The organism is Ruegeria sp. HKCCD9138 (genome assembly GCF_057220975.1).
The window spans coordinates 511654-532638 of the sequence record NZ_JBWVAZ010000002.1 but is presented as its reverse complement, the minus strand read 5'-3'; the positions used below and the strand labels follow the sequence as shown (position 1 = coordinate 532638).

The 20985-nt window shown below is 53.8% G+C and carries 20 protein-coding genes and 1 tRNA gene; 9 read left to right on the top strand and 12 right to left on the bottom strand.

The window, feature by feature from the left end:
• Positions 1-129: 129 nt before the first annotated feature.
• From AC2TEL_RS05835 to AC2TEL_RS05805, 7 genes are all read right to left on the bottom strand, one after another.
• A complete protein-coding gene (locus AC2TEL_RS05835) occupies positions 130-387 on the bottom strand; it encodes a hypothetical protein (protein ID WP_480902496.1) in 258 nt (85 codons plus the stop codon).
• A 786-nt stretch (positions 388-1173) separates the two neighbouring features.
• Complete coding sequence (locus AC2TEL_RS05830; RefSeq protein WP_480902496.1) at positions 1174-1431, bottom strand: hypothetical protein; 258 nt, start codon at positions 1429-1431, stop codon at positions 1174-1176.
• 629 nt (positions 1432-2060) lie between these two features.
• Positions 2061-3212 carry a hypothetical protein gene (locus AC2TEL_RS05825; protein WP_480902494.1) on the bottom strand — a complete coding sequence of 384 codons (1152 nt, stop codon included), beginning with the start codon at positions 3210-3212 and terminating at the stop codon, positions 2061-2063.
• A 182-nt stretch (positions 3213-3394) separates the two neighbouring features.
• Positions 3395-3619, bottom strand: a complete 225-nt coding sequence (locus AC2TEL_RS05820; RefSeq protein ID WP_480902491.1) for a hypothetical protein — start codon at positions 3617-3619, stop codon at positions 3395-3397.
• 133 nt (positions 3620-3752) lie between these two features.
• On the bottom strand, positions 3753-3977 hold the full coding sequence (locus AC2TEL_RS05815; protein ID WP_171616510.1) for a helix-turn-helix transcriptional regulator: 225 nt from the start codon (positions 3975-3977) through the stop codon (positions 3753-3755).
• Positions 3978-4080: 103 nt separating this feature from the next.
• Positions 4081-4749 carry a hypothetical protein gene (locus tag AC2TEL_RS05810; protein ID WP_480902489.1) on the bottom strand — a complete coding sequence of 223 codons (669 nt, stop codon included), beginning with the start codon at positions 4747-4749 and terminating at the stop codon, positions 4081-4083.
• 286 nt (positions 4750-5035) lie between these two features.
• Positions 5036-5401 carry a hypothetical protein gene (locus AC2TEL_RS05805; RefSeq protein ID WP_480902487.1) on the bottom strand — a complete coding sequence of 122 codons (366 nt, stop codon included), beginning with the start codon at positions 5399-5401 and terminating at the stop codon, positions 5036-5038.
• Between the two features lie 225 nt (positions 5402-5626).
• Between AC2TEL_RS05805 and AC2TEL_RS05800 the strand changes: the two genes are divergently transcribed.
• Positions 5627-6184 carry a DUF4329 domain-containing protein gene (locus tag AC2TEL_RS05800; RefSeq protein ID WP_480902485.1) on the top strand — a complete coding sequence of 186 codons (558 nt, stop codon included), beginning with the start codon at positions 5627-5629 and terminating at the stop codon, positions 6182-6184.
• A 775-nt stretch (positions 6185-6959) separates the two neighbouring features.
• Here the strand turns inward: AC2TEL_RS05800 and AC2TEL_RS05795 are convergent.
• Positions 6960-8144: a tyrosine-type recombinase/integrase gene (locus AC2TEL_RS05795; RefSeq protein ID WP_480902482.1), complete on the bottom strand. Its 1185-nt coding sequence runs from the start codon at positions 8142-8144 to the stop codon at positions 6960-6962.
• Positions 8145-8240: 96 nt separating this feature from the next.
• Between AC2TEL_RS05795 and AC2TEL_RS05790 the strand changes: the two genes are divergently transcribed.
• The 6 genes from AC2TEL_RS05790 to rfbA all read left to right on the top strand — a co-directional run bounded on the left by AC2TEL_RS05790 (position 8241) and on the right by rfbA (position 13788).
• Complete coding sequence (locus AC2TEL_RS05790; protein WP_480902480.1) at positions 8241-8486, top strand: hypothetical protein; 246 nt, start codon at positions 8241-8243, stop codon at positions 8484-8486.
• A 190-nt stretch (positions 8487-8676) separates the two neighbouring features.
• Positions 8677-9819 carry a rhamnan synthesis F family protein gene (locus AC2TEL_RS05785; RefSeq protein WP_480902478.1) on the top strand — a complete coding sequence of 381 codons (1143 nt, stop codon included), beginning with the start codon at positions 8677-8679 and terminating at the stop codon, positions 9817-9819.
• Positions 9820-10398: 579 nt separating this feature from the next.
• Positions 10399-10965, top strand: coding sequence for a dTDP-4-dehydrorhamnose 3,5-epimerase (gene rfbC, locus AC2TEL_RS05780; protein ID WP_480902477.1), 567 nt, complete (start codon positions 10399-10401; stop codon positions 10963-10965).
• Positions 10962-11999, top strand: coding sequence for a dTDP-glucose 4,6-dehydratase (rfbB, locus tag AC2TEL_RS05775; protein ID WP_480902475.1), 1038 nt, complete (start codon positions 10962-10964; stop codon positions 11997-11999). Before rfbC ends, rfbB begins: the two co-directional genes overlap by 4 nt.
• Complete coding sequence (rfbD, locus tag AC2TEL_RS05770; RefSeq protein WP_480902472.1) at positions 11999-12868, top strand: dTDP-4-dehydrorhamnose reductase; 870 nt, start codon at positions 11999-12001, stop codon at positions 12866-12868. Before rfbB ends, rfbD begins: the two co-directional genes overlap by 1 nt.
• Positions 12865-13788, top strand: a complete 924-nt coding sequence (gene rfbA / locus AC2TEL_RS05765; protein ID WP_480862016.1) for a glucose-1-phosphate thymidylyltransferase RfbA — start codon at positions 12865-12867, stop codon at positions 13786-13788. The genes rfbD and rfbA overlap by 4 nt, the downstream gene beginning before the upstream one ends.
• A 208-nt stretch (positions 13789-13996) precedes the next feature.
• Here the strand turns inward: rfbA and AC2TEL_RS05760 are convergent, their stop codons facing one another.
• The gene (locus AC2TEL_RS05760) at positions 13997-14869 is read right to left on the bottom strand and encodes a glycosyltransferase family 2 protein (protein WP_480838822.1); all 873 of its coding nucleotides are present in this window, start codon (positions 14867-14869) and stop codon (positions 13997-13999) included.
• Between the two features lie 457 nt (positions 14870-15326).
• Between AC2TEL_RS05760 and AC2TEL_RS05755 the strand changes: the two genes are divergently transcribed.
• Both AC2TEL_RS05755 and AC2TEL_RS05750 read left to right on the top strand, forming a co-directional pair.
• Positions 15327-15402 (top strand) — tRNA-Thr (locus tag AC2TEL_RS05755).
• A 328-nt stretch (positions 15403-15730) separates the two neighbouring features.
• Complete coding sequence (locus tag AC2TEL_RS05750) at positions 15731-16456, top strand: hypothetical protein (protein WP_480862015.1); 726 nt, start codon at positions 15731-15733, stop codon at positions 16454-16456.
• Between the two features lie 266 nt (positions 16457-16722).
• Here the strand turns inward: AC2TEL_RS05750 and AC2TEL_RS05745 are convergent, their stop codons facing one another.
• From AC2TEL_RS05745 to AC2TEL_RS05735, 3 genes are all read right to left on the bottom strand, one after another.
• Positions 16723-19032, bottom strand: a complete 2310-nt coding sequence (locus AC2TEL_RS05745; protein WP_480862014.1) for a virulence-associated E family protein — start codon at positions 19030-19032, stop codon at positions 16723-16725.
• Positions 18995-19189 (bottom strand): helix-turn-helix transcriptional regulator, encoded by a 195-nt coding sequence (locus AC2TEL_RS05740; protein WP_480902470.1) that lies wholly within the window; start codon positions 19187-19189, stop codon positions 18995-18997. Before AC2TEL_RS05740 ends, AC2TEL_RS05745 begins: the two co-directional genes overlap by 38 nt.
• Before the next feature lie 525 nt (positions 19190-19714).
• Positions 19715-20881, bottom strand: coding sequence for a tyrosine-type recombinase/integrase (locus AC2TEL_RS05735; RefSeq protein ID WP_480862013.1), 1167 nt, complete (start codon positions 20879-20881; stop codon positions 19715-19717).
• Positions 20882-20985: the final 104 nt, after the last annotated feature.

The following is a 20985-nucleotide window of genomic DNA, read 5'->3' as shown; positions in this document are numbered from 1 at the left end:
CTAATCCAACTTTCCTTTCGCCATTCTGTTTGGGAATCGCTGGATAGATCCGCATTGACCGCCAGCCCGGCTCGAAAGTGCGGCCTGACTTGCCTGACGGTCAGTCCAAGGGTAGCAAAATCTCACGCGCTATTTCGAGTTTGACCCCGAATGAACGCCAACGATTTTATCGTTGGAATCAATTTGGAGCACTAAGGAGTAATTGGTTATTAGGTCAATTCCGGTCACCTTGGCAAAAATCGATGGTTTCTTCTCTCTATACTGTTCATTCGTCCAATTTGCCGAAATCATTTTTATTGGCTGTGTAGGAAATTCAGGCACATATTCATTACCCATAAACCCCATGACACCATTAAATGAGAAACCATGATACTGAAGCCAGCTCATTATTTCTTGTATACTGTTCAGGCTCCTTGAAATTCTGAAAACACACACCTCCAGTTCTGCAGCCAGCCCAACTCTTTCCCAATCTATCAGTAAAAGGTTTGGCCGACCGTGACTCCACTCTTGTGTGATCAAACAGTCATTGACGCTGGTGTAGTCCCTAATTGGGTCCCTATAGTCGCGCCACCTTGGATGGTGATTATCAACGACTCTCCCCAAGAACAAAAAAGGATCGGACTCCTGATCAGATAAGTACTCGTATTCTATGACGCAGCTGTCGTCTACCCGACACTCCGACCAAGCATCCGCGTTTGCGCCATCCGACCAGATTGTCCATGCCGTATACAGAAGCAATACCAAAGCTACGATGTGAACTGGGTTCCGCAATTTAATACCTAGAATCAAAGCAATACACGCCATTGGGGCCGACGGCACTTTTTCAGTCAAACTCGAGAGGCCTAAGAAGGAAAGTAGTGTAAACCATACCTGTAGGAGCACCCAATTGGCCAAACCATGGGTTCACACCGGTCACCTTTTTTACTATTGCCGCCATTGGTGATCACGGATGTCTGGTAAGGGCTCATACTGGTCATTTAACGCATTTGGCCGGGCTTCATGGCGAGTCATGCGGCGTTAACGACCACAGTGCGGACAAATCTTCTAATCCAACTTTCCTTTCGCCATTCTGTTTGGGAATCGCTCGATAGATCCGCATTGACCGCCAGCCCGGCTCGAAAGTGCGGCCTGACTTGCCTGACGGTCAGTCCAAGGGTAGCAAAATCTCATGCGCTATTTCGAGTTTGACCCCGAATGAACGCCAACGATTTTATCGTTGGAATCAATTTGGAGCACTAAGGAGTAATTGGTTATTAGGTCAATTCCGGTCACCTTGGCAAAAATCGATGGTTTCTTCTCTCTATACTGTTCATTCGTCCAATTTGCTGAAATCATTTTTATTGGCTGTGTAGGAAATTCAGGCACATATTCATTACCCATAAACCCCATGACACCATTAAATGAGAAACCATGATACTGAAGCCAGCTCATTATTTCTTGTATACTGTTCAGGCTCCTTGAAATTCTGAAAACACACACCTCCAGTTCTGCAGCCAGCCCAACTCTTTCCCAATCTATCAGTAAAAGGTTTGGCCGACCGTGACTCCACTCTTGTGTGATCAAACAGTCATTGACGCTGGTGTAGTCCCTAATTGGGTCCCTATAGTCGCGCCACCTTGGATGGTGATTATCAACGACTTTCCCCAAGAACAAAAAAGGATCGGACTCCTGATTAGATAAGTACTCGTATTCTATGACGCAGCTGTCGTCTACCCGACACTCCGACCAAGCATCCGCGTTTGCGCCATCCGACCAGATTGTCCATGCCGTATACAGAAGCAATACCAAAGCTACGATGTGAACTGGGTTCCGCAATTTAATACCTAGAATCAAAGCAATACACGCCATTGGGGCCCACGGCACTTTTTCAGTCAAACTCGAGAGGCCTAAGAAGGAAAGTAGTGTAAACCATACCTGTAGGAGCACCCAATTGGCCAAACCATGGGTTCACACCCTCACCTTTTTTACTATTGCCGCCATTGGTGATCGCGGATGTCTGGTAAGGGCTCAAACTGCCTAAACTAGATACGTCACAAAAGAGGCGGTTACTTGTCAGTGGTTTATGCAATAAACCGGTATCTGTTCTTGGCTTCATGCAGCTTGTTTGCGGCGCGCTCAGGATCAGCCGTTATGTTGTCTGCGAGCCTGCCCCCAACATTGTCCATGAAATCACTCAGCTCATTTTCCTGAATGTCTTCAAGTGCGGCCAGTGTAATTCCAAGGCCTGCCAGTTGCGCCGTTATTAGCCTAACTTGCTCATTGCGATGTACGTGCCTAACACTTGTTGCATCGACGTGGCTGCGCATTTCCAGCAGGTCATCTTCTGACGTTCCAGTAACCAAGTCCCATATTTTATGGTTAGACCACCGCGCGCGGTTTCCATCGTCAGGATCGGGCTCGCAGTATCGTATCTTCTGCAGTGCCTCGGCAATGACATCGCCGAACTCAGCATCGAACTGAGGCCACGTCCTGATCTGCCAACGATCCTTGAGCAAGTCCTTCCCGGCGCGCACCTCAACACGCCACACGCGACTCTGAGACGCATCAGAAGGGTCCAATGGGGGTAAACCTTCCCGCTCTAGGTTGGTGTTCCAAATATCCCACCAGATCGGCTTTTTCTTATCAATCACTTCGCGACGCTTGTCATAGATGATGACCTGTCGTCCCGGCATTTTTCCGACCGTGACAGATGTGAACTGACCAGATTTACCGTTGCTGCGCATGTCATCTTGAGCAGTAAGATAGTCGGCGCGGTTGGTGTGGCTGTGAATAACAAAGTTTTCAGGAACAAGTTCGAATTCCGGCGCGAGAATATCGACGCAGAAATCGGCACGGCTGATACTGACCTGATGCGACTCAAAGCGGATGCCAAGCCTAGTTAGGGTCTTGTCTATGTAGGAACGGGCGTATCCAAGCCCTTGTGTCGCTAGAAGAGTTGACCCTACAGAAACCCGAATGCCCCAAGGGTCGCGTGCATTTGGTTTCTTTAAGGACCAATGCACATCCAAAGGCCCACCTTTGAGGATAAAGCGATACCCGTTGCCGCCATGGGGTAACAAGTCAAAGTCTGCGCCGCCGTAGCTGAAAAGAACAGGGTGCCGCTCTTCTTCGGCCCTTTCCCGTTCGGCGTTCAGCAGGTCGAACAGCTCCTGAGAGATATTCGCTTGAATCGAAAGTGCGATAGTGTCGAATCCACGATGAACAACTTGCATTAGTGGGGTCTCCTTGAGTTCCGGTATTTCCAGAGGGGGGTGCTACAATCACCCCCCTCTTTCGGCGAATGCCGCGCGATTTGGTTGAGGTTGGGAAAAGGGGCGGGCGCTGGCGCGCCCTTCGATAGTGCCTCCGGCGGGGCAGCTATTGTTTTGGGGCCGGGCTGGACGCCCGGCGGATATCATTGGCTGGCTGCTGCCTGCTTGCGCGAAATCCAGTTTTCTGCACGTTCCGCGCATTTGGCGACATTCAGAAGATCATTGTGAGAAAACGCGCTGGTGGTGCGCCAGTCACCTTCCCCGTTCTTGTAGGAACGTGAGATATCGACTGAGAAGAAACCGTCATTGTCCCAGATTGTCGCGGAAATAAGCCCGATTTTGAATTTGAAAGCGGGTTGCTGTGTCATGGTGAACTCCTTGCTTAAACCGTTTGGCAGACACAGAAAGGGCGCAGGGTGGCGACACCCCGCGCCCCTAAGAGCCATCCGGCCCCAAAATCCCGCTCAGCGCTGCCAACTCTGAGTGGGCAAAACTCAAATGTTAGGAAGGTGCGGCGCTGGTATTGGCGACGCGCTTTTCAGCGATCCATTTTTGCAAGTCACTGCGCGTGTATCGGACAGACCGACCAGAGACCTTTACAAACATAGGCCCACCGCCTCGAACACGCCAATTCTGCAACGCGCGTACGGAATAACAGAGATAGTTGGCGGCTTCTTTCTCGTCGATGAGCCGGTCGAAGTAGTCAGGGTCAATCTGTGCTTGCATTGTTGCCTCGCTGCATATCGTTTCATTGCAGCCAATATGCAGCGTAGGTCCGTCTCAATCTAATGTCATATATGGCTCAAAATTTGTCCATTTATGACATCCCCTATTTTTTTAGGCCAAACACGCGCAATGTCGCGTTTCCGAGAGTGTGCGACGTCGGGAACCTGTGGTTGGGATTAACCCAGAAGAATGCATATAGGAAACTAAAGAAGTCGCTCTTGTAGGGCTGTTCTTCGTCCAGTTCGTCATAGCGATAGGTCTTCACTGGATTGCGCCCGGTGTAGTGTTGGAACACTTTCGCAAGCTGTTGGATTGTATCTTCCAAGCTTTCATTTTGTTTAGGGCGCGCGCGTGGGCGCTTGTGATGTTCCAGTCCTTCTTGGATCAGGAACGCTATCTCGGGGAGTTTCCCTGTCAGGACGTCAATCAAATACTCTCCGTAGTCCAGCCCTTCGTGGTCAGCACCAATCGCGTTCTCAAAATAGTCTTCCGGCTCATTCGCCATTCCAACTTCTTCGATTTCCCATTGGATGGAAGGTGGCAAATTAGAAAGCTGGTCCAGCAAAGAACTGACGGTCTTGTCCAGCTTGCTATAGATCGCTTTGCGCTCTTTCGCTGGCAGTGGTGTTATTCGCCGATCTTTGGGGTGGTAGTGCTGAGCAATCCAACCAATGTCCGAAATAAACCCTTCTGCGATGGGCAAAGGGAGTTGCATCTGGTTCCAAAGGTTTTCGAAGTCTAGTTCGTTTTTCTTGTCCTGATTATCCAGCATAAATCCTGAGCCTGTATTGTTATCTATCTTAAGTTCGCTGTGTGGCGGCCTATGTAACGTAACCTATACGTAGGGCGTTCAATCCCTTGCTGCTTTCCCTATGTAAGGTAACACTACCGAACAACCCGCAGTGCTGAGGTTCTCTTATTTTAGGCCGCGAACGCTGAGTTTCTTGAGCACGGTCACTGACGCGCCGCATTGCTCAAAAAGTAGGTGGTCGCAAAGGGCCGTAAGAAAAGGGAGCACACCTTCATGCTCCCCTTTCTTTTTTTGCTGCTTGGAAGCTTTAGCCAGTCACACCGATTTGGGGGCAATTCTTCGACTGCATAGCCTGCGTGATGGCGTCGTAGTTCCCCTTGGCAGCCGCCAACTGGTCGGCATGATCCTGTGTAGCAGCCATTGCTAACGCGGCAGGCCAGAACAGAACCAGTGTCACGCCTGTAATGACTGCGTCATCCGTAGCTGCTTTTTTTTGGTCTGCCGTCAACTTGTTAACGTTGCTTGCAATCTGGTTGCGCTCGGCGTGCAACTGCTGGCACGAGCGCCCATCGAAGATAGCCGGGCTGACATACGTGGCACCGACCTTATCCGGCGACTGTGCGCAGGCAGCGACGAAAGGCAGAAGGGCAACGGCAGTAAAAAACCTACGCATGAAATACTCCTTTACATACATGCGGTTACGGTTCGGGCAGACTACGAGAATGAGGCTCAACAGTGGCAATCTGAGACTTTTTCGATGTCCGTTTCGATATTTTCAACAGGCACTGATGCGCAGTGGTGTTTAACTACCTTAACCGCGACAGCGCATCAGAATTCAGATAGACAATTACCGAAACGGGATGCAAAACCGCGCGGGCCTGTTGAAGAGTGACGGTAAATGACAAAACAAATCTGTGTTGTGCTTGCCGCAGTTATTCTTGCGGGATGCGAAGACTCACCATCTGAGCCGTTGGGATCGGGTAGCGTTCCCGACACGGCTTTTCATGCACAAGCCAAAGCAGCATTTGCCGCGTATCAAGCGGTTAGCTTCTCTGAGAATATCGAAGTTTGCGGATACTTCGGTCTGAATTCTGAGGGCAGGTTTGTCGCCAGCGATCCCGTTCGCGGCACAAACGACGAGTGCGTCGTCGAAGACATCTCAGAGGAGATAGTCGACATCGTGGCGTCGTATCACACACATTCAAGTTTCGATACCGACGCAGATAGCGAAGTGCCCAGCACTGATGATTTGCTCGCCGACATGGATGAGCAGGTGTTTGGATATATCGGAACACCGGGCGGACGGCTTTGGCTGGTCGACTGGCGAGAGGCGAGGGCAACCCTATTGTGTGACCTCTATTGCCTGAGTTCAGACGACAATTTCAGTGAAGGTGGCGCAGGGCCAATTGCGCAAAGTTACACTTTAGAAGAGCTACGTCGGCGAGAAAGCGAATGAGAGAACCTTAGACATGCGTATTGCTTCCAACTTGCCCGCCTACCAAATCGACGCAATACGGCAACTCTTTCTGAAAGTTTGAACATCGCCGACCGGTATTGCCATACTGAGAAATCGGTTAGAGATTCAGGTTATTCCTAGAGTGCTCTTTGCACACGATACGCAGCCCAACGCCGTTTCTGAGCCTCCGCTAGATAGCCCCGAAGTCCTGTACTCGAGCCAACAACCCTTGGTGGTGTCGCGGTTGCATGAAGATTGAATAGCTTAAGGCAACGTGACATCCCGTGTGCTTTGCTCAAAAGGACTCGCACGCCAATTTTGGCGCTGAAACATGCAAGCCGAAACAAGTTCACCTCCGGTGTTTTGGGTGGGCGTTCCCACGATGAATCAGGCGGGTCGGTAACCCTGATTCTGGGAATCACCTGTCTTGCATGGCTGCAGAATTCGATCAACATGAAAGGCATCCACGAGTTCTGTGGATAAGTACGCGGATAAGCTGGAGTTGATGGCGAATTTTGTTTTGCAGAGTATAGGTTTTGCCCTGTTTGCCCAAATTTTAGGCGGCAAATTTCATAATTGTTTTACAATGGTTTTTTCCGCCTCATTTTTCTTTTGGCAGAAAGTAACTCCAGTATTGCGCGTTGTTTTTTGGCAACGCGCGTGAGGGGTTGAGATTCGGTGCACAACCTTTCCTCGCGAAACAAGCCAAAAAAACGCGCCGTAGAATCTCCCATGAGGCTTTAGTACTGACGTTTGGGTTTCCCTTTTTGTGCGGTTATTGAACGACCCGCAAAGGAGCGGTCCTGACATCCTTCCGAACCGCGCGAGCCAGACGGGATGCCACCGATCCCGCCGCCCGTTGCACCGCATCATCTGCCAGATGGGCATAGCGCAGAGTCGTCGTCAGATTCTTATGTCCCATAATCTCCTTTAGGGTGAACGGATCAATCCCGTCTTTCATGGCAACAGATGCATAAGTGTGCCGCAGGTCGTGAATGCGGACGTCTTCCAACCCGGCAGCCTTACGTATTCGTCTCCACGGTTTTTGCAGGTTGTTGAGCGGTCCGGTCTCCGACTCACCTAATATGACGTAAGGGTTTCCCGACTGCCGGGGCAGGTCCATCAAGATGTCATACGCCTCCCTCGGCAGGGGAATGCGGCGACGACCGGTCTTGCTGTCCGGCAGCTCCAGATGATGCGACGTTACATAATCCCAGCGCAGCGTCAGAATCTCGTTGAGACGGCATCCCGTGTAGATAAGCAGCAGGAGGGCAGAGACTACATATACAGTCTCTGTGCCGTCTTCCAACGCCTCTGCCAGCACTTCACCAAGCCGTATCTGTTCAGCATCTGATAGGTAGCGCTTCTTTTCTTCTTCGCGGAACTTCTTGATCCGGCGCGCTGGGTTCGATCCCGGTTGCCGCAATCCCCAATCCTCGGCCAGATTGAACAGCTTCGACAACATCGCCGCCGCCCGGTTGGCCTGATACGGCGTTTCGCGCAACCCGTGGTGAAACGCCACCACGTCGGCGCGGGTCACTTCGGCAATCGGGATGGGGCCAAGCTTGGGGCGGATGAACCTGCGAATGACGCTGTGATAGTCACGGGCGGTGGTCGGCTTGCAATGCTGATCGACATATTCCTCTAGAAACCGATCACACAAACCCGCCACGGTTGGCGCGCGCCTATTGGCCTGTTTCTCGGCGGATGGGTCCGAACCGCGCGCGACATCGCCCAGAAGCTGCTTCGCCCGTGTCCGTGCCTCCTCGGGAGTCAGAACACCATGCTGCCCGATGGTGAGTCGGCGCGTCCGGCGACCGGCCCGGTATTGGACCAGATAGGTCTTTTTGCCGGACGGATAGACCCGCAACCCGAAACCGCGCATGACCCGGTCCCAGACAAGGTATTCCTTGGCCTCAACGGCAAGCCCCTCAACTGCGCGTTTGGTCAGTTTGAACATATCCAGAACACTCCTTGCTTCCGGCCTGCTTCCGGAAGCTATACGGAAGCAAATGGCGGCGAATTCTGGAGTAATTCATGAATTCAAGGCGCAACGATGGTCAACCTAAAATATTGTTTTCGCTTCATTTTTGCCAGTATGGCGAAATCTGGCGAAAAGCAGCGAAATGGCTCTGGCCGTTCTTTTAATCAGTGGGTCGCAGGTTCGAATCCTGCACGGCTCACCACTTTTTCCCAGATTTTCTCTCTCTTGGTGCTTGTGGGTGCGCTTCGAAAGCTACTCATCAAGGTTTCCAAAGTTCTGTTCGCCGCTGGATCGCAGCGGCCCCGGCCTGCCAAGTGATCTGTTGAACTTGGTGCTTCGCTTGCGCCTTGGGCACCAGGGGAGGTAGGTCACAACATACATGCATCCTGAATCTCAATTGGCGCTAACAGGTTGCGGTCCGGTGTGGTTTCTATAAGTAGAAACGGGTGGGTCACGAAGCCCGTGGCACCTCGCAGGTCCTGTTTTTTCTTAACAATGCACGTACCGGATGGCCAAGATACCACTATGGAAACTCAAGCGGGAGCTCGCTCGCCTTGGCCGAAAGATCGCCTATGCGCCGGTTGAGTTTCTTCGCACGCTTTATGTGAGGCGGGTATATGATCTGACACGCACCCGGAAAACGAGACTCCATGCCGGCCAACAGGCCGCCACAAGTGAAATTGGCATTTACCTCATTTTTCCGAAAGACGGTGTTCTGCCATCGCATGTATCCGCGTTGAAAGACATGATCAAAGCGGGTGTCACCCCCTTCGTCGTTTCGAACCTGCCGCTTGAAACGGAGGATCTGGAGCGCCTGTCACCATATGCCTGGCAGATCATGGAGAGGCCGAATTTCGGTTATGATTTTGGTGGCTATCGTGACGCCGTACTGGAGTTGGCTTCCAAGCTGCACGATTTGGATCACCTGTGGATCATCAACGACTCCGCCTGGTTCGTACCGCAGACGCGAAGCTGGTTCGATTGTGCGCGCGACCTTGGGGTCGATTATTGCGGTGCGACGTCGAACTATGCCATGCCCAGAGTGGATCCTGAGCGTTTTCGCGAGATTTCCTGGAATTTTCGAACCGACCACAGGAATTTCCACTATGCTTCCTATGCGCTTGGGATTGGCCCTAGAATTCTGCGCGATCCCGCTTTTCTGTCCTATTGGAAAAAACTGGAGATCCGAAACGACAAGACCCGAACAGTGAGGCGAGGTGAGATCGGATTGACCCAATGGGTGATCAAACGCGGATACAGCCACCGCGCGACCTGCGAAGTGGACAAGCTCGATACCGAGCTGTCGGAAATGCCGGACGACGAAATTGATCGCATCACACGGGAGTTGGTCATGTTGGACGACAACCGGCTGGAGCAGATCAAGTCGGATGTACTTGCATCAGATCACACCAAGGCAAAGGGGCGTGCCGACCGGATCGCATTCATCCTTGCTGCCGTGTCCCGGCGAGCATCGGGATATGCCTTAGCCGGCTATTTGCTTCGGCGCAAGGGCTTCCAATTCCTCAAGAAATCGCCGCTTTGGCTGTCCAAGGACGGCGCACGCGTGACACTGCGGATCATCGAACAAATCGACGGGGAACGCGGTGCCGAAATCGCGCGTGAAGCGAGGCGGCTAACGCCTTTCGCCTAATGCCCGACGTTGCCGCGGTGTCAGGGCGGATTGACCCGGTCGACCAGACGCCGCAGGGGCATGGCCTCTATCGGATCGTTGGCTAAAGCGGGTCGTTGATTGTCTGAGATCCGGCCGCAGGGGTGAGTGTCAATCAAAAGCAAGAGATGAGCTCCAGGAGCAGCCCCGAACGCGTGGTCTTGCATATCTTTGGCAACTCGTCCAATTGGATCGATATTTGTCAACGCGTTCGGGATAACCAACTTTGACCGCTGAAAGCCGCCGCCACGACACGATTACCGGGCGATGATCAATTGACAATCGCGGTTGCGCATCCTGCTTACTCTGTTGTAACAGCCAACCAAATCTGTGTCTGTGATACCAGCGGCAGACCCACCGCTCGGGTTTCGCACGGAGTTCCGGCGTGAGTGGAGATTGACCACGCAATTTTCAAACAGATACTTCTTAGCGCATCGCCGAAGAAGTTGGAGGCGTCTTTATTTCCGGCAGAAGAGTCATAGGCAAATCCATCTGTCCACAATCTGGAAAGATGTTGTTAATGAGTAATCTTAACGTGTTGCCCCGACGGTGGAGGATTCTGTGAAAGTTGCACAAACTGAGTTGCAAGGGGTTCTGTTGCTGGAACCTGCCCGATTTGGCGACGAACGAGGGTTTTTTTCTGAAAGCTGGAACCGAAAAACGCTTCTGGCGGAAGGGATCGACATTGATTTCGTTCAGGACAATCATTCGCTTTCAGCGGCTGTGAACACTGTTCGCGGCCTGCATTTCCAGTCGCCGCCGCATGCGCAGGCAAAGCTGGTTCGATGCGGTCGCGGACTGTTTTTCGACGTTGTCGTGGATATCCGAAAAGGTAGCCCGACTTACGGAAAATGGATCGGCGCCGAATTGAGCAGTGAGAATGGTCGACAATTGTTGATACCGGAAGGGTTTCTCCACGGATTCGCTACGCGCGAACCAAACACCGAAATCATCTATAAGTGCTCGGATTACTACGCACCGGAATGTGACGGTTCTGTCCGTTTTGATGACCCGGACATCGGGATCGACTGGAAGCTGACCGCAGATCCTGTCTTGTCGGATAAGGACAAGAACGCGCCATTGCTGAAAGATTTTGACAGCCCATTTGAATACAAGGAACAGACATGAAGCTACTGATTACCGGCGGCGCAGGTTTCATCGGCTCTGCCGTTGTCCGTTTGGCCATCAGCAGAGGGCATGAGGTCATCAATCTTGATGCACTAACCTATGCAGGGCGCTTGGAAAATGTAGCGCCGGTCGTGGATAACCCGCTCTACCATTTTGAACATGCCGACATCAGAAACAGGGATCAACTGGATCGGATTTTTGCGCAGCATTCCCCTGATGCGGTGATGCATCTGGCTGCCGAAAGCCACGTTGACCGATCGATCGACGGGCCCGGCGATTTCATCGAAACCAACGTGACCGGAACGTACAACTTGCTTGAGGCTGCGCGCAGCCATTGGGTGGGACGTGGGCGACCTGACGATTTCCGGTTTCATCATATCTCGACGGATGAAGTCTATGGCTCACTTGGTGAAGAGGGCATGTTCACCGAGGAAACTCCGTACGATCCGCGCAGCCCGTATTCGGCGTCCAAGGCTTCATCCGATCATCTGGTGCGAGCCTGGCACGAAACCTATGGTCTGCCGGTGGTTCTGACCAACTGCTCGAACAATTACGGCCCATATCACTTCCCGGAAAAGCTGGTGCCGAAAGTGATCCTCAACGCAATCTCGGGAAAAGAGATTCCGGTCTACGGGCAGGGGCTGAACGTTCGGGACTGGCTCTATGTCGAAGACCATGCAGACGCGCTTTTGTGTGTTCTGGAAAACGGTCAGATTGGTCGCAGCTATAACATCGGCGGCGAAAACGAACGAACCAATATCGAGTTGATTGAAACGATCTGCCGACTGCTGGATCAAAAGCGCCCGGGTTCGAAGCCCTATGAGAAACTGATCACCTTTGTCACCGACCGTCCGGGTCACGATGCCCGTTATGCGATTGACCCTGATCGCATTCGAACCGAACTGGGCTGGCGCCCGTCGGTTACTGTCGAGGAAGGTCTTGAACGCACGATCGACTGGTATCTGAACAACGAGGATTGGTGGCGCCCGCTGTTGGACCGCGAAGGTGTCGGCACCCGTTTGGGGCGCGGCTGATGGCTGCTGCGATACTCATATTCGGCAAAACCGGGCAAGTTGCACATGAACTGGCCGGGCTGGCCCCTGACGCTGTATTCCTGTCCAGATCCGAGGCAGACCTTTCCGATCCGGAAGCCTGTGCCCGCGCCATCCGCCAACACGCGCCGCGCGCCGTGATCAACGCCGCGGCTTACACTGCGGTGGACAAGGCCGAAGAGGAATCGGAGCTCGCCCACGTCATTAATGGCGAAGCCCCTGCTGCGATGGCCCGTGCAGCGGCAGAGTCGCGATGCCCGCTGGTACATATTTCCACCGACTATGTCTTTGACGGAAAGGGCGCGACGCCAAGATCGCCGGCTGACCCGGTGGACCCGCAAAACACATATGGCCGGTCCAAGCTGGCTGGAGAGCGCGGTATCGGTGCTTCGGGCGCCACACATGTCATTTTGCGTACCTCCTGGGTATTTTCGGGGCATGGCAGCAATTTTCTGAAAACGATGCTGCGGTTGTCAGAGACGCGCGACGCGCTGTCGATCGTGGATGATCAGATTGGGGGACCCACTCCGGCGCGTGCCATTGCCGAGGCCTGCCTGACGATTGCGGATCAAATCCGTGAGGATGCGGGAAAATCCGGAACCTATCATTTTTCCGGTTCGCCGGACGTGAGCTGGAAGGACTTTGCCAGCACGATTTTTGAGGTCGCCGACCGAAAAGTAGATGTCACAGGAATCCCGACCTCGGACTATCCGACTCCGGCAACCAGGCCCTTAAACTCGCGCTTGGATTGCAGCGCGACCGAAGCCGTTTTTGGCGTGGCGCAACCGGACTGGCGCGATGCTACACAAGTTATCATTAATCAACTGCGGCAGAATGGTGAATTTTCATGAGCACTTTCCAGACCCACCCAACCAGCCCCAAAGAGCGCAATGTCACAGATCGCAAAGGCATCATTCTGGCCGGCGGTTCCGGCACGCGGTTGTATCCAATTACAATGGGCATCTCAAAGCAGCTTCTGCCGCTTTATGACAAACCGATGATCTATTACCCGATGTCGGTACTGATGCTGGCAGGTATTCGCGAAATTGCCGTGATTACCACGCCGCAGGACCAGGAACAGTTCAAGCGAACCCTGGGGGATGGCAGTCAATGGGGCATCTCTCTGACCTACATTGTCCAGCCCTCTCCGGATGGTCTTGCGCAGGCCTATTTGCTTGCCGAAGACTTTCTGGACGGCGCGCCTTCGGCCTTGGTTCTGGGGGATAACGTCTTCTTCGGCGTTGGCCTGCCGGAAATACTTGCAGCGGCTGATCATCAGCGGGATGGCGGCACCGTTTTTGGCTACCACGTGACCGATCCCGAGCGTTACGGTGTCGTCAGTTTTGACGAAAATGGCAGCGCGGTTGAAATCATCGAAAAGCCCGAGGTTCCGCCATCGAACTATGCGGTGACGGGTTTGTATTTCCTGGACGGCAATGCACCAAGGCTGGCGCGTGAGGTTCAGCCATCCGAACGGGGCGAGCTTGAGATCACGACCTTGCTTGAAATGTATCTGAAAGCCGGAAAGCTGACGGTCAAACGGATGGGCCGTGGCTACGCCTGGCTGGATACCGGTACTCATGCCAGCTTGCTGGACGCCAGCAACTTTGTCCGAACGCTGGAACAGCGTCAGGGTCTGCAAACCGGTTGCCTTGAGGAGATCGCGTATTTTCAGGGTTGGATCAATGGCGATGACATCGCCAAGCGCGCTGAGTTGTTCAAGAAGAACGCCTATGGCCGGTATCTGGCCAACCTAATCGCGTCCAACTGACCTCAGTTGCGTTCATTGCCGGGCGGGTTTTGGATATTCTTTAGGTGCCCGGCTTGGGGGGGCACCTAAACCCCATCTACGTATCCAATCCGGATGCAAACTGCCTGTTCGGGGTTCTACCAAGATCAGCCCCGAATGATCTCTTCTGCCACTGCAGGCGATCCTGCGTGCTGGCAAACGAAGCGACAGAACCGGACGGCATAGCCTGTTACGGCCGGAACGGCACCGGGTGAATATTCCGGCTTTGCCAGACACCACGCAGAAAAGACCACTGCTTGGCCCGTTTTCTTGACGAAAACAGCAACACCGGCGACAGCATCTGCACAAGTGCCGTTGCCATTGCCCGACCAAAGGCAAAGGGAACGTTGTGTCTGCGGGCCACGTATATTCTCGATTGCCCCATATGCCACGCTTTCAGGCCCGCAATGGCTGCATTGCGCGGGGAGGAATGACCTCCGGCATGACGCACCTGAGCATCATGAATATAGAATAAAGGACCGCAAACGGCCTTGAGGCGGAGACTCAGATCATCATCCTCGTGGTACATGAAAATCTCGGGATCAAAGCCACCCACTTCTTCGAAAGCCGCTCGGCGAACCAGCAATGCGGACCCCACGAGAACCGGCAGTTCCAGATCAGAATCCGCATGCTTCTGGCGCAAAGTCTCACTGCGTGGAAGAATGACGCTGGATCGCCTGAACAACGGCTTTCCGTGTCCTTTCAGAATAGCCGGATTGAACGCCGAAGCGGCGGGATGGCGATCCGCACCATTTTGCAAGGCTTCCAAGGCACCCGGCAGAAGGCACGAATCCGGATTCAGAAACAAAAGCAAATCCGTCGTTGCCTCGGCCGCGCCAAGGTTGCAGGCTCGGCCAAAACCGGCGTTCTCGGAACTTCTGATCAGGGTGGCGCCACGCGCGTCGGCCAGTTCCTGAATGGTTTCCACATCATCCGACGCGTTATCCACCAGAATGACGCGCACACCCTCGGGAATCGACTTCAGCATTTCCGGCAGGATCTTACCGCTGTTGAAACAAACGGTTATGATGGTGATGTGCGACAATCGGTGTATTCCGTGCATCGTGTGGGAAGTCTGACCCGTTTCATTCTCTTAAACGCCGTTAGGGTCAACCCCCCATCCCGTGCTGACTCGTGAATATCCATAAAAACAAAGTCCGTGCGAAAGTGATCCTCACCCTAGATGTGACGCGCAACCTTCGCGCCACACTCTGATCATTGAGCTGAAAACGGAGCGGTTGGATCTTTGTAGCCGACGCAGTGAGCGTCGGACCCAGCGAAAGTGAACACACTTCATAGGTCGGCATTCATAGTAGCTTGATGGATCCCGCTCTGAAACTGACTTGCACGACCGGCGACGAGCGTCTAAATGCTCGGTTGGCCCGCCTCAATAGCTCAGCTGGTAGAGCAGGTCCTTCGTAAGTAGCGGGTCGGTCCGCAATTGACGTTCGAGACCAGTAGGTTAGAGAAGGCGCGCAGTAACTAGTAGGGCCATAGTAGGGCCGCGGAAAAAGAAGGATGCCGCTGTAGCTCAGCTGGTAGAGCACGTCATTCGTAATGATGGGGTCGTAGGTTCGAGTCCTATCAGCGGCACCACCCTTCTCCCATGGAACTCCGATTTTAACACTGGAATCAACGCCTTCGGGAAACCCCCAAAGTGACGTTTGTGCTTTCGATTTTCAGACCTACGAGCTAGGCTGCGCTCAGGATTGGCAGATAGAGCCGATCTCGGGGCGTAGTAACCCCTCCCGTAGCGGTCGGTGCAGACCGTAATGCACCTCCTCGAACCTTATGGTCGGGGAGGCACTGGCGTATGTCCAGGGCTTCGGCCTAAAGGCCAGCGCGGTTGTCTACGGGCGGCTTACTAACTCCCCGGCTGCCAGAGGTAACTCTGGTAGCCGATTTCGTTAGTAGAGGAGCCGTTATGAGCAGAAGTAAACTGAAGAAGCAGCAAACAACCGTCGCCGGAGCATTTGTGCGTTCCCAAATCGCAATTTTGGAACTCACCGTCTTTGGCTTTGCCTTGTACCTACTTCAGCAGAGCTATGTGAGCACCCAGACATTTGTGGCCACGCTGTTGTTTTGCGTGTTTGCATTTACTCTGATCACCGGCAAAGGCCTTCCGCACTTTCGGCATCGCGGCAAAGCCTTATTGTTTCTGATCGTCTCAGGGTTCTTCTCCCTGCAAGGCGCAGTCATGTTCGAGGAACAACGCGAGACCCGTTGGGCAGAACTCCGCGGAACTGATCCAGCTGCATATCTCGTTGAACTGCGCGACATCGACGAAGATCGCTGGTTTGCCGAACTGCTTGAACTCGATCCCGACGCTCACGAAGCTGAGGCAGCGCGCCGCGCCGCGAAGGCAGCAACGCTGCGGCTTGCAGCATGCACAGACCAAAAGACCTCATTGGCCTATGTGTTGATCCAGGACGATGTGCGGCGGTCGCTGCGAGCGCCATCGACTGCGGAGTTCCCGGGCAGATATGAAACGGGGACGCGACACATTGGTGATTGCGTCTACCAAGTGGTCGGAAAATTCGACGCCCAGAACGGGTTTGGTGCGATGCTGCGAGGCAGTTTCACCGGTACGATCCGATACTTTCCCGAAAGCGGTAGCTGGCGAACGCTGACCTTGGATGTACAAGGGTAAACCCAAATAGCATCGCCACGCGTCCTCAGGCGTCCGGCTAGGCGCCGCGCAGTGCTTGGTGGGCCACTCAAACCGCCCCACGCCCAACAAAGGCCCAGCGCAGCGAACAATACCACCGCCAAAAGGGTGTGGACGTAACCCGTAACTGTAACTTAAGTCGAAAAGCTACAAACTAAACAAGGGGGTGGAATGCTACCGGGTGGCAGTAGCCAAAAGGTTGGTGGTTCGGGCACGGGTAACAGGTAACGCTACCCGTGCCATTGATTTTAAAACGGTGCCTCTACTGGAGCGAACCGGGTATCGAGCACAACACCGCTTCCCTGTTTCTGAACCGCGAATATCTCCTGATCTCGTTCCGCATCGCTGCCCCGAGCAAACCCCTTTCTGGGTCGTTTGTCGCCACCAGAAAGATCGTGCAGGCGGTAAGTTCGATACTCCCAGCCAAGGTCCATCATGGCAGCCTTGATACGGCGGGAATTAATTGTGGACATGCGGAGAGCGTCCAAATTCAGCAGCAACTTGATACTGTCCATAGAGACCTTTCCGGTGCGTTCTGCAAAGTTGTCGGTCAGGACTTCCGCGAAATTGTCTTCGATCATACGGATTCCCTGCACGCGTTTTGCTTCATCCCACAAATGCTTGGAAAGAACGATAGACCCGCTATTGCGTTCCCGTTCGACCGCCTCCGCCCAAAGCTGATCGAGATCGGCTGAAAGGCTGTTCAGATCAATTTCGCCGACCGCAACTGGCCACATCCTTCGATTGCCGGTCAGGTCGCTCAGATAGGTGCCTTCATTGGTCGTGCCCAGGATGACGCAGTGTCGTTTGTAGGAAAGGACTGTGCGCCCATATGCAGGACGGAATATATCGACGGCGGTGCTAAGGAATTTCTTTAGGCTCTGGCTGGCCGTTTTGTTTAGGCCGTCCAGTTCCTGACACTCGACAATCCACGCTCGGGATAACAACTCCGCTTTGGATTTGTCGTCGCTCTTCAAATCGAGGCTGCCACAGAACCATTCGTCCCGGACTGCCAGCATGGCTGCCAGCCGCGATTTTCCCGCACCCTGCGCCCCTTCAAGCACCAGCATCGTGTCAAATTTGACGCCGGGTTGCTTGATGCGGCGCACAGCGGCGACTAGAAACTTGCTGCCAAACTCCCCGATCAACTCGGTATCGTCCGCGCCGCAATACCTGGACAGCCATCGGTCAATCCGTGGAACACCATCCCATGCCAACCCGTCGAGATAGTCGACAACCGGGTGGTAGGTATTCTCGTGCGCGACCGCAGTCAGCTCACGTTTGATCACGTCGGGGCTGGCACTGAACCGAAGCTCACGACTGAACACACTCCACAAGATGTCGCCGATCTCGTTCAGATCACGCTCTTCGAGTTGATATCCTGACACTTCGTTTGTTTGGGTGAACAAATTGCGCTGCGCGTAAATGCCCAACAGGGAAAATGCATAGCGGATGTTCTCAGGAAGGCGTGCGACCGGCTTGCCGTCGTCATCCACAATGGGCCAACCGCCTTGTTGCATTTCCAGCAGCGCATAGGCGCGTTCGATCTGCCGACGCCCATATTTCAAAGGATTAGGATTCTCGAGTACATGGGCGCTTATGCCGATTTCAGGATCAGTGATTATGGACAGCACGTGGCCCGGTTCCATTCCTTTGCCGAGCATCCAAAGCGTTGCAGCGAAGACCAACTCTGACCGAGACCCATAGGTCTTATCCGGTGGATTCTCACCAAACATGATCACTTTTACCCATTTCTCATCGAGAGGGATGATAGTGTCCAAGTCGTCCGGCAACGGTATTGCCTCGAATTCAAACGTGGTTGTTGTTCTGGGTGTTGGCAAATTCGACTCAGACTTGGCGCGGTTCATCTTGAAATCTTCGACCGTATACGAAACCGGTGGAGCATTCAGTTTTCCCGGGTATATGGGGTGCGCCAGTTTGGGTTCACGCCCATCGGCGCGTTTCTTGTCATTGAGCCAGTTCATCGTCCACGGGACACGCAAGAGTCGGCTTGCATCATGTGTGCCTAGGCCGCCTTGCATTGCCGACAATAGCGCGTGGTTCAGTTCCTCTGCCTCTTCCACGCTGATAGGCTCTTTGAGCCGCCATACTGCCTGGAAACCACCTCCGGTAAACCAAACTGCCGTTGGGTGCGGGACGCCCTTAGGGCGGGTATCTTCTTCGAACAGTAAGGCAATGATCCGTTCTTCTTGTTGTCGTTCATCTCCAGGATAATCTTTGTTGTCGAGATCGACGTGCAGGAAGCGGACGGCGCTTAGATTGGCCTTGTTCCGTTTTCCCTCCAGGAACTCGGCGTTTGGCACGAAATATATATTACGCTGGTAAGTTTCGTTGTTGTTGCCTCCGACAAAACGAACAGCCGCTGTTGCTTCATTGGCAGGGTAAAGCTTGTGCTTTGGGTTGGCATTTCCTTGGCTACTCATCTGCTCCAAATAGAGCGGTTCACCAGAGCTGAGCCACAGAAGGGTCTTGATGGCTTTCTTGGGATCGGGAAGCAGCTTAATGGTCATTTGCTCCTCCCTGCGGTTCGCATTCATGTGCTGTCAGCCAGCGATCAATTTCGGAGAGGCGGTACAGAATCTTTCCGCGTATACGTAGGAAATTTGGACCGTAGCCGTAGACGCGGCCTTTCTCGAAGTACGAGGTGCTGAAACCGGTGAGGGTGGCAACCTCCTTGGTGGTCAACAGGTCCATCAAATTACGGGAACGTCTGGCCGTACCGGCGGCATCGGAACGCGCAGATTCAGCGCGCAGGATTTCGTGACAAGGCATGGGTTAGCCTTTCTCATGATTAAAGATTGATATGAGAAAGCCAGAGACAGCGGCGCCAGTTGCGCTCGTTTCTCCTATATCGGCCTTGGGCTTGAGGCAGGACTACCTGCTTGTGGGGTCCGTTTGACCGGTCGCGTGCACCTGATGTGCAAGTCCCCACCCCGGTTTGCGGACTTTCACCGCCCCACGATTGCCACACCGCTTCGGTTGGCCCTTGCATGCACCGGGGAACAGTTTCACGTCAAGAAAAGTTTGTTGTGATTCCAGCGCTGTCCAAGCATGTCCAACACGCGCCCGCGCGAAGGGGCAACCATAAGATCACTCGTTAAACACTTAATCGTCCGTATTCCCTGAGAAACAAAGTTTGGCCGTGGAATCGATCTGAACCGGTGGCCAGTATTGTTGACGCTGGCCCAATGCCGTCGATGGGGTGGGGTCACCCGACAGTCAGTCGCGTAGCTCCTTCAATTCCAGGATGCGCTTGGCCACCAGTTCGACCGGTTCCCGCAGGCGTTCGGCATTCACTACGATGTATCCGCCGGTCACATCGCCATTGGCGCGATGGTTCAGCAGGCGTTTGAGCGCGTAGTAAGGCACGTCGAGGCTCTCAGCGATGGTGATGAAGGTGCGTCGCAGGTCGTGCAGGGTGAAACTGACGCCAGACCCTGCGGTGACGCGCTGGAGGAACTTCTTGGTTTCGACAAGATGGCCAGTCCGGCCCGGTCCGGGGAACACCCAAGGGGAGCCTTGGTTCGCCTCGCGCCGTTGGGCCAGCAGTTCGGCCAGAAACTCCGACAGAGGGAGGGTCAACGGGTCGCCGTTCTTAGTCGATGGCAGGTGAAGCGTCTTGGCCGAGAGGTCCACGTTCTCCCAGCGCAGCTTCAACACTTCGCTGCGGCGCATGCCTGTGAACAGGGTTGTTAGCAGGAAGTCCCGCGAGTACTCCGGTTCCGCCATCACGGCTTTCCACCATGCGGGTAAATCGGTCGAAGTTACGACTGTCTGACGGCGCTGATCCTTAAACCATGCGCGTGCTTGGGTCAGGACTTGCACCGGATTAGGTGGGTAGTCGTCCTGCGTCGCAGACGTGAAATTGTAGAGCGAGCGAAAGTGCCGCATCACATTGTTGGCGGTGGTTTTTCCATGTTTCTTGCCGATATCCTGATGCTTCTTAAGCACCATTTGACGGGTAATTTCCCTCATCTCCAGTTTGCGCCACGCTTTAAGGTACAGTCGTACTGTCCGACGGTAGTGTTCGACCGTGTTGGGCGACAACGTGTTGCGCGTCTCAAAGAACCGTTCCGTCGCCAACTCCAAGGTTACCCGCTCCTGCTGCTCCTTACGTTTCTCGGCATTGGGATCACGTCCTTCGGCCATTTCACCCAGAATGACCAACGCCTTCTTGCGGGCGATCTCCGGAGCGAACACGTCGGCCCGACCAATAGTTACCCTCCGCGTTCGCCGATTAACCTGACCTTCTGCAAAGAACACCTTGGAGTTGGCTCCGACTCGCAACCCAAAACCGGACAACATGGTATCACGGTAGAAAACCTGACCACTTTCGGGATGTGGGACTTCATCGACCGCGCGGCGCGTAAGACGTAAACTTGGCATTGTGACCCTCCTTTTGGCCACAAGTCATTATAAGCACATCCAGAGAAAAAGCTCGACTTTTCATCGGCTTATGCGGTCTCGTAGTGCTGCGTCTGGTACAATGA

Bases quoted from the DNA above. Each gene is read 5' to 3' on its own strand.
- rfbD (WP_480902472.1), top strand. From the start codon at position 11,999: ATGGCTGCTGCGATACTCATATTCGGCAAAACCGGGCAAGTTGCACAT.
- AC2TEL_RS05795 (WP_480902482.1), bottom strand. From the start codon at position 8,144: ATGTTCAAACTGACCAAACGCGCAGTTGAGGGGCTTGCCGTTGAGGCC.
- AC2TEL_RS05750 (WP_480862015.1), top strand. From the start codon at position 15,731: ATGAGCAGAAGTAAACTGAAGAAGCAGCAAACAACCGTCGCCGGAGCA.
- AC2TEL_RS05825 (WP_480902494.1), bottom strand. From the start codon at position 3,212: ATGCAAGTTGTTCATCGTGGATTCGACACTATCGCACTTTCGATTCAA.
- AC2TEL_RS05790 (WP_480902480.1), top strand. From the start codon at position 8,241: ATGGTCAACCTAAAATATTGTTTTCGCTTCATTTTTGCCAGTATGGCG.
- AC2TEL_RS05830 (WP_480902496.1), bottom strand. From the start codon at position 1,431: ATGAGCTGGCTTCAGTATCATGGTTTCTCATTTAATGGTGTCATGGGG.
- AC2TEL_RS05815 (WP_171616510.1), bottom strand. From the start codon at position 3,977: ATGCAAGCACAGATTGACCCTGACTACTTCGACCGGCTCATCGACGAG.
- AC2TEL_RS05745 (WP_480862014.1), bottom strand. From the start codon at position 19,032: ATGAATGCGAACCGCAGGGAGGAGCAAATGACCATTAAGCTGCTTCCC.
- AC2TEL_RS05805 (WP_480902487.1), bottom strand. From the start codon at position 5,401: ATGCGTAGGTTTTTTACTGCCGTTGCCCTTCTGCCTTTCGTCGCTGCC.
- AC2TEL_RS05820 (WP_480902491.1), bottom strand. From the start codon at position 3,619: ATGACACAGCAACCCGCTTTCAAATTCAAAATCGGGCTTATTTCCGCG.
- rfbA (WP_480862016.1), top strand. From the start codon at position 12,865: ATGAGCACTTTCCAGACCCACCCAACCAGCCCCAAAGAGCGCAATGTC.
- AC2TEL_RS05760 (WP_480838822.1), bottom strand. From the start codon at position 14,869: ATGCACGGAATACACCGATTGTCGCACATCACCATCATAACCGTTTGT.
- AC2TEL_RS05740 (WP_480902470.1), bottom strand. From the start codon at position 19,189: ATGGACCTGTTGACCACCAAGGAGGTTGCCACCCTCACCGGTTTCAGC.
- AC2TEL_RS05800 (WP_480902485.1), top strand. From the start codon at position 5,627: ATGACAAAACAAATCTGTGTTGTGCTTGCCGCAGTTATTCTTGCGGGA.
- rfbB (WP_480902475.1), top strand. From the start codon at position 10,962: ATGAAGCTACTGATTACCGGCGGCGCAGGTTTCATCGGCTCTGCCGTT.
- AC2TEL_RS05835 (WP_480902496.1), bottom strand. From the start codon at position 387: ATGAGCTGGCTTCAGTATCATGGTTTCTCATTTAATGGTGTCATGGGG.
- AC2TEL_RS05735 (WP_480862013.1), bottom strand. From the start codon at position 20,881: ATGCCAAGTTTACGTCTTACGCGCCGCGCGGTCGATGAAGTCCCACAT.
- AC2TEL_RS05785 (WP_480902478.1), top strand. From the start codon at position 8,677: ATGGCCAAGATACCACTATGGAAACTCAAGCGGGAGCTCGCTCGCCTT.
- AC2TEL_RS05810 (WP_480902489.1), bottom strand. From the start codon at position 4,749: ATGCTGGATAATCAGGACAAGAAAAACGAACTAGACTTCGAAAACCTT.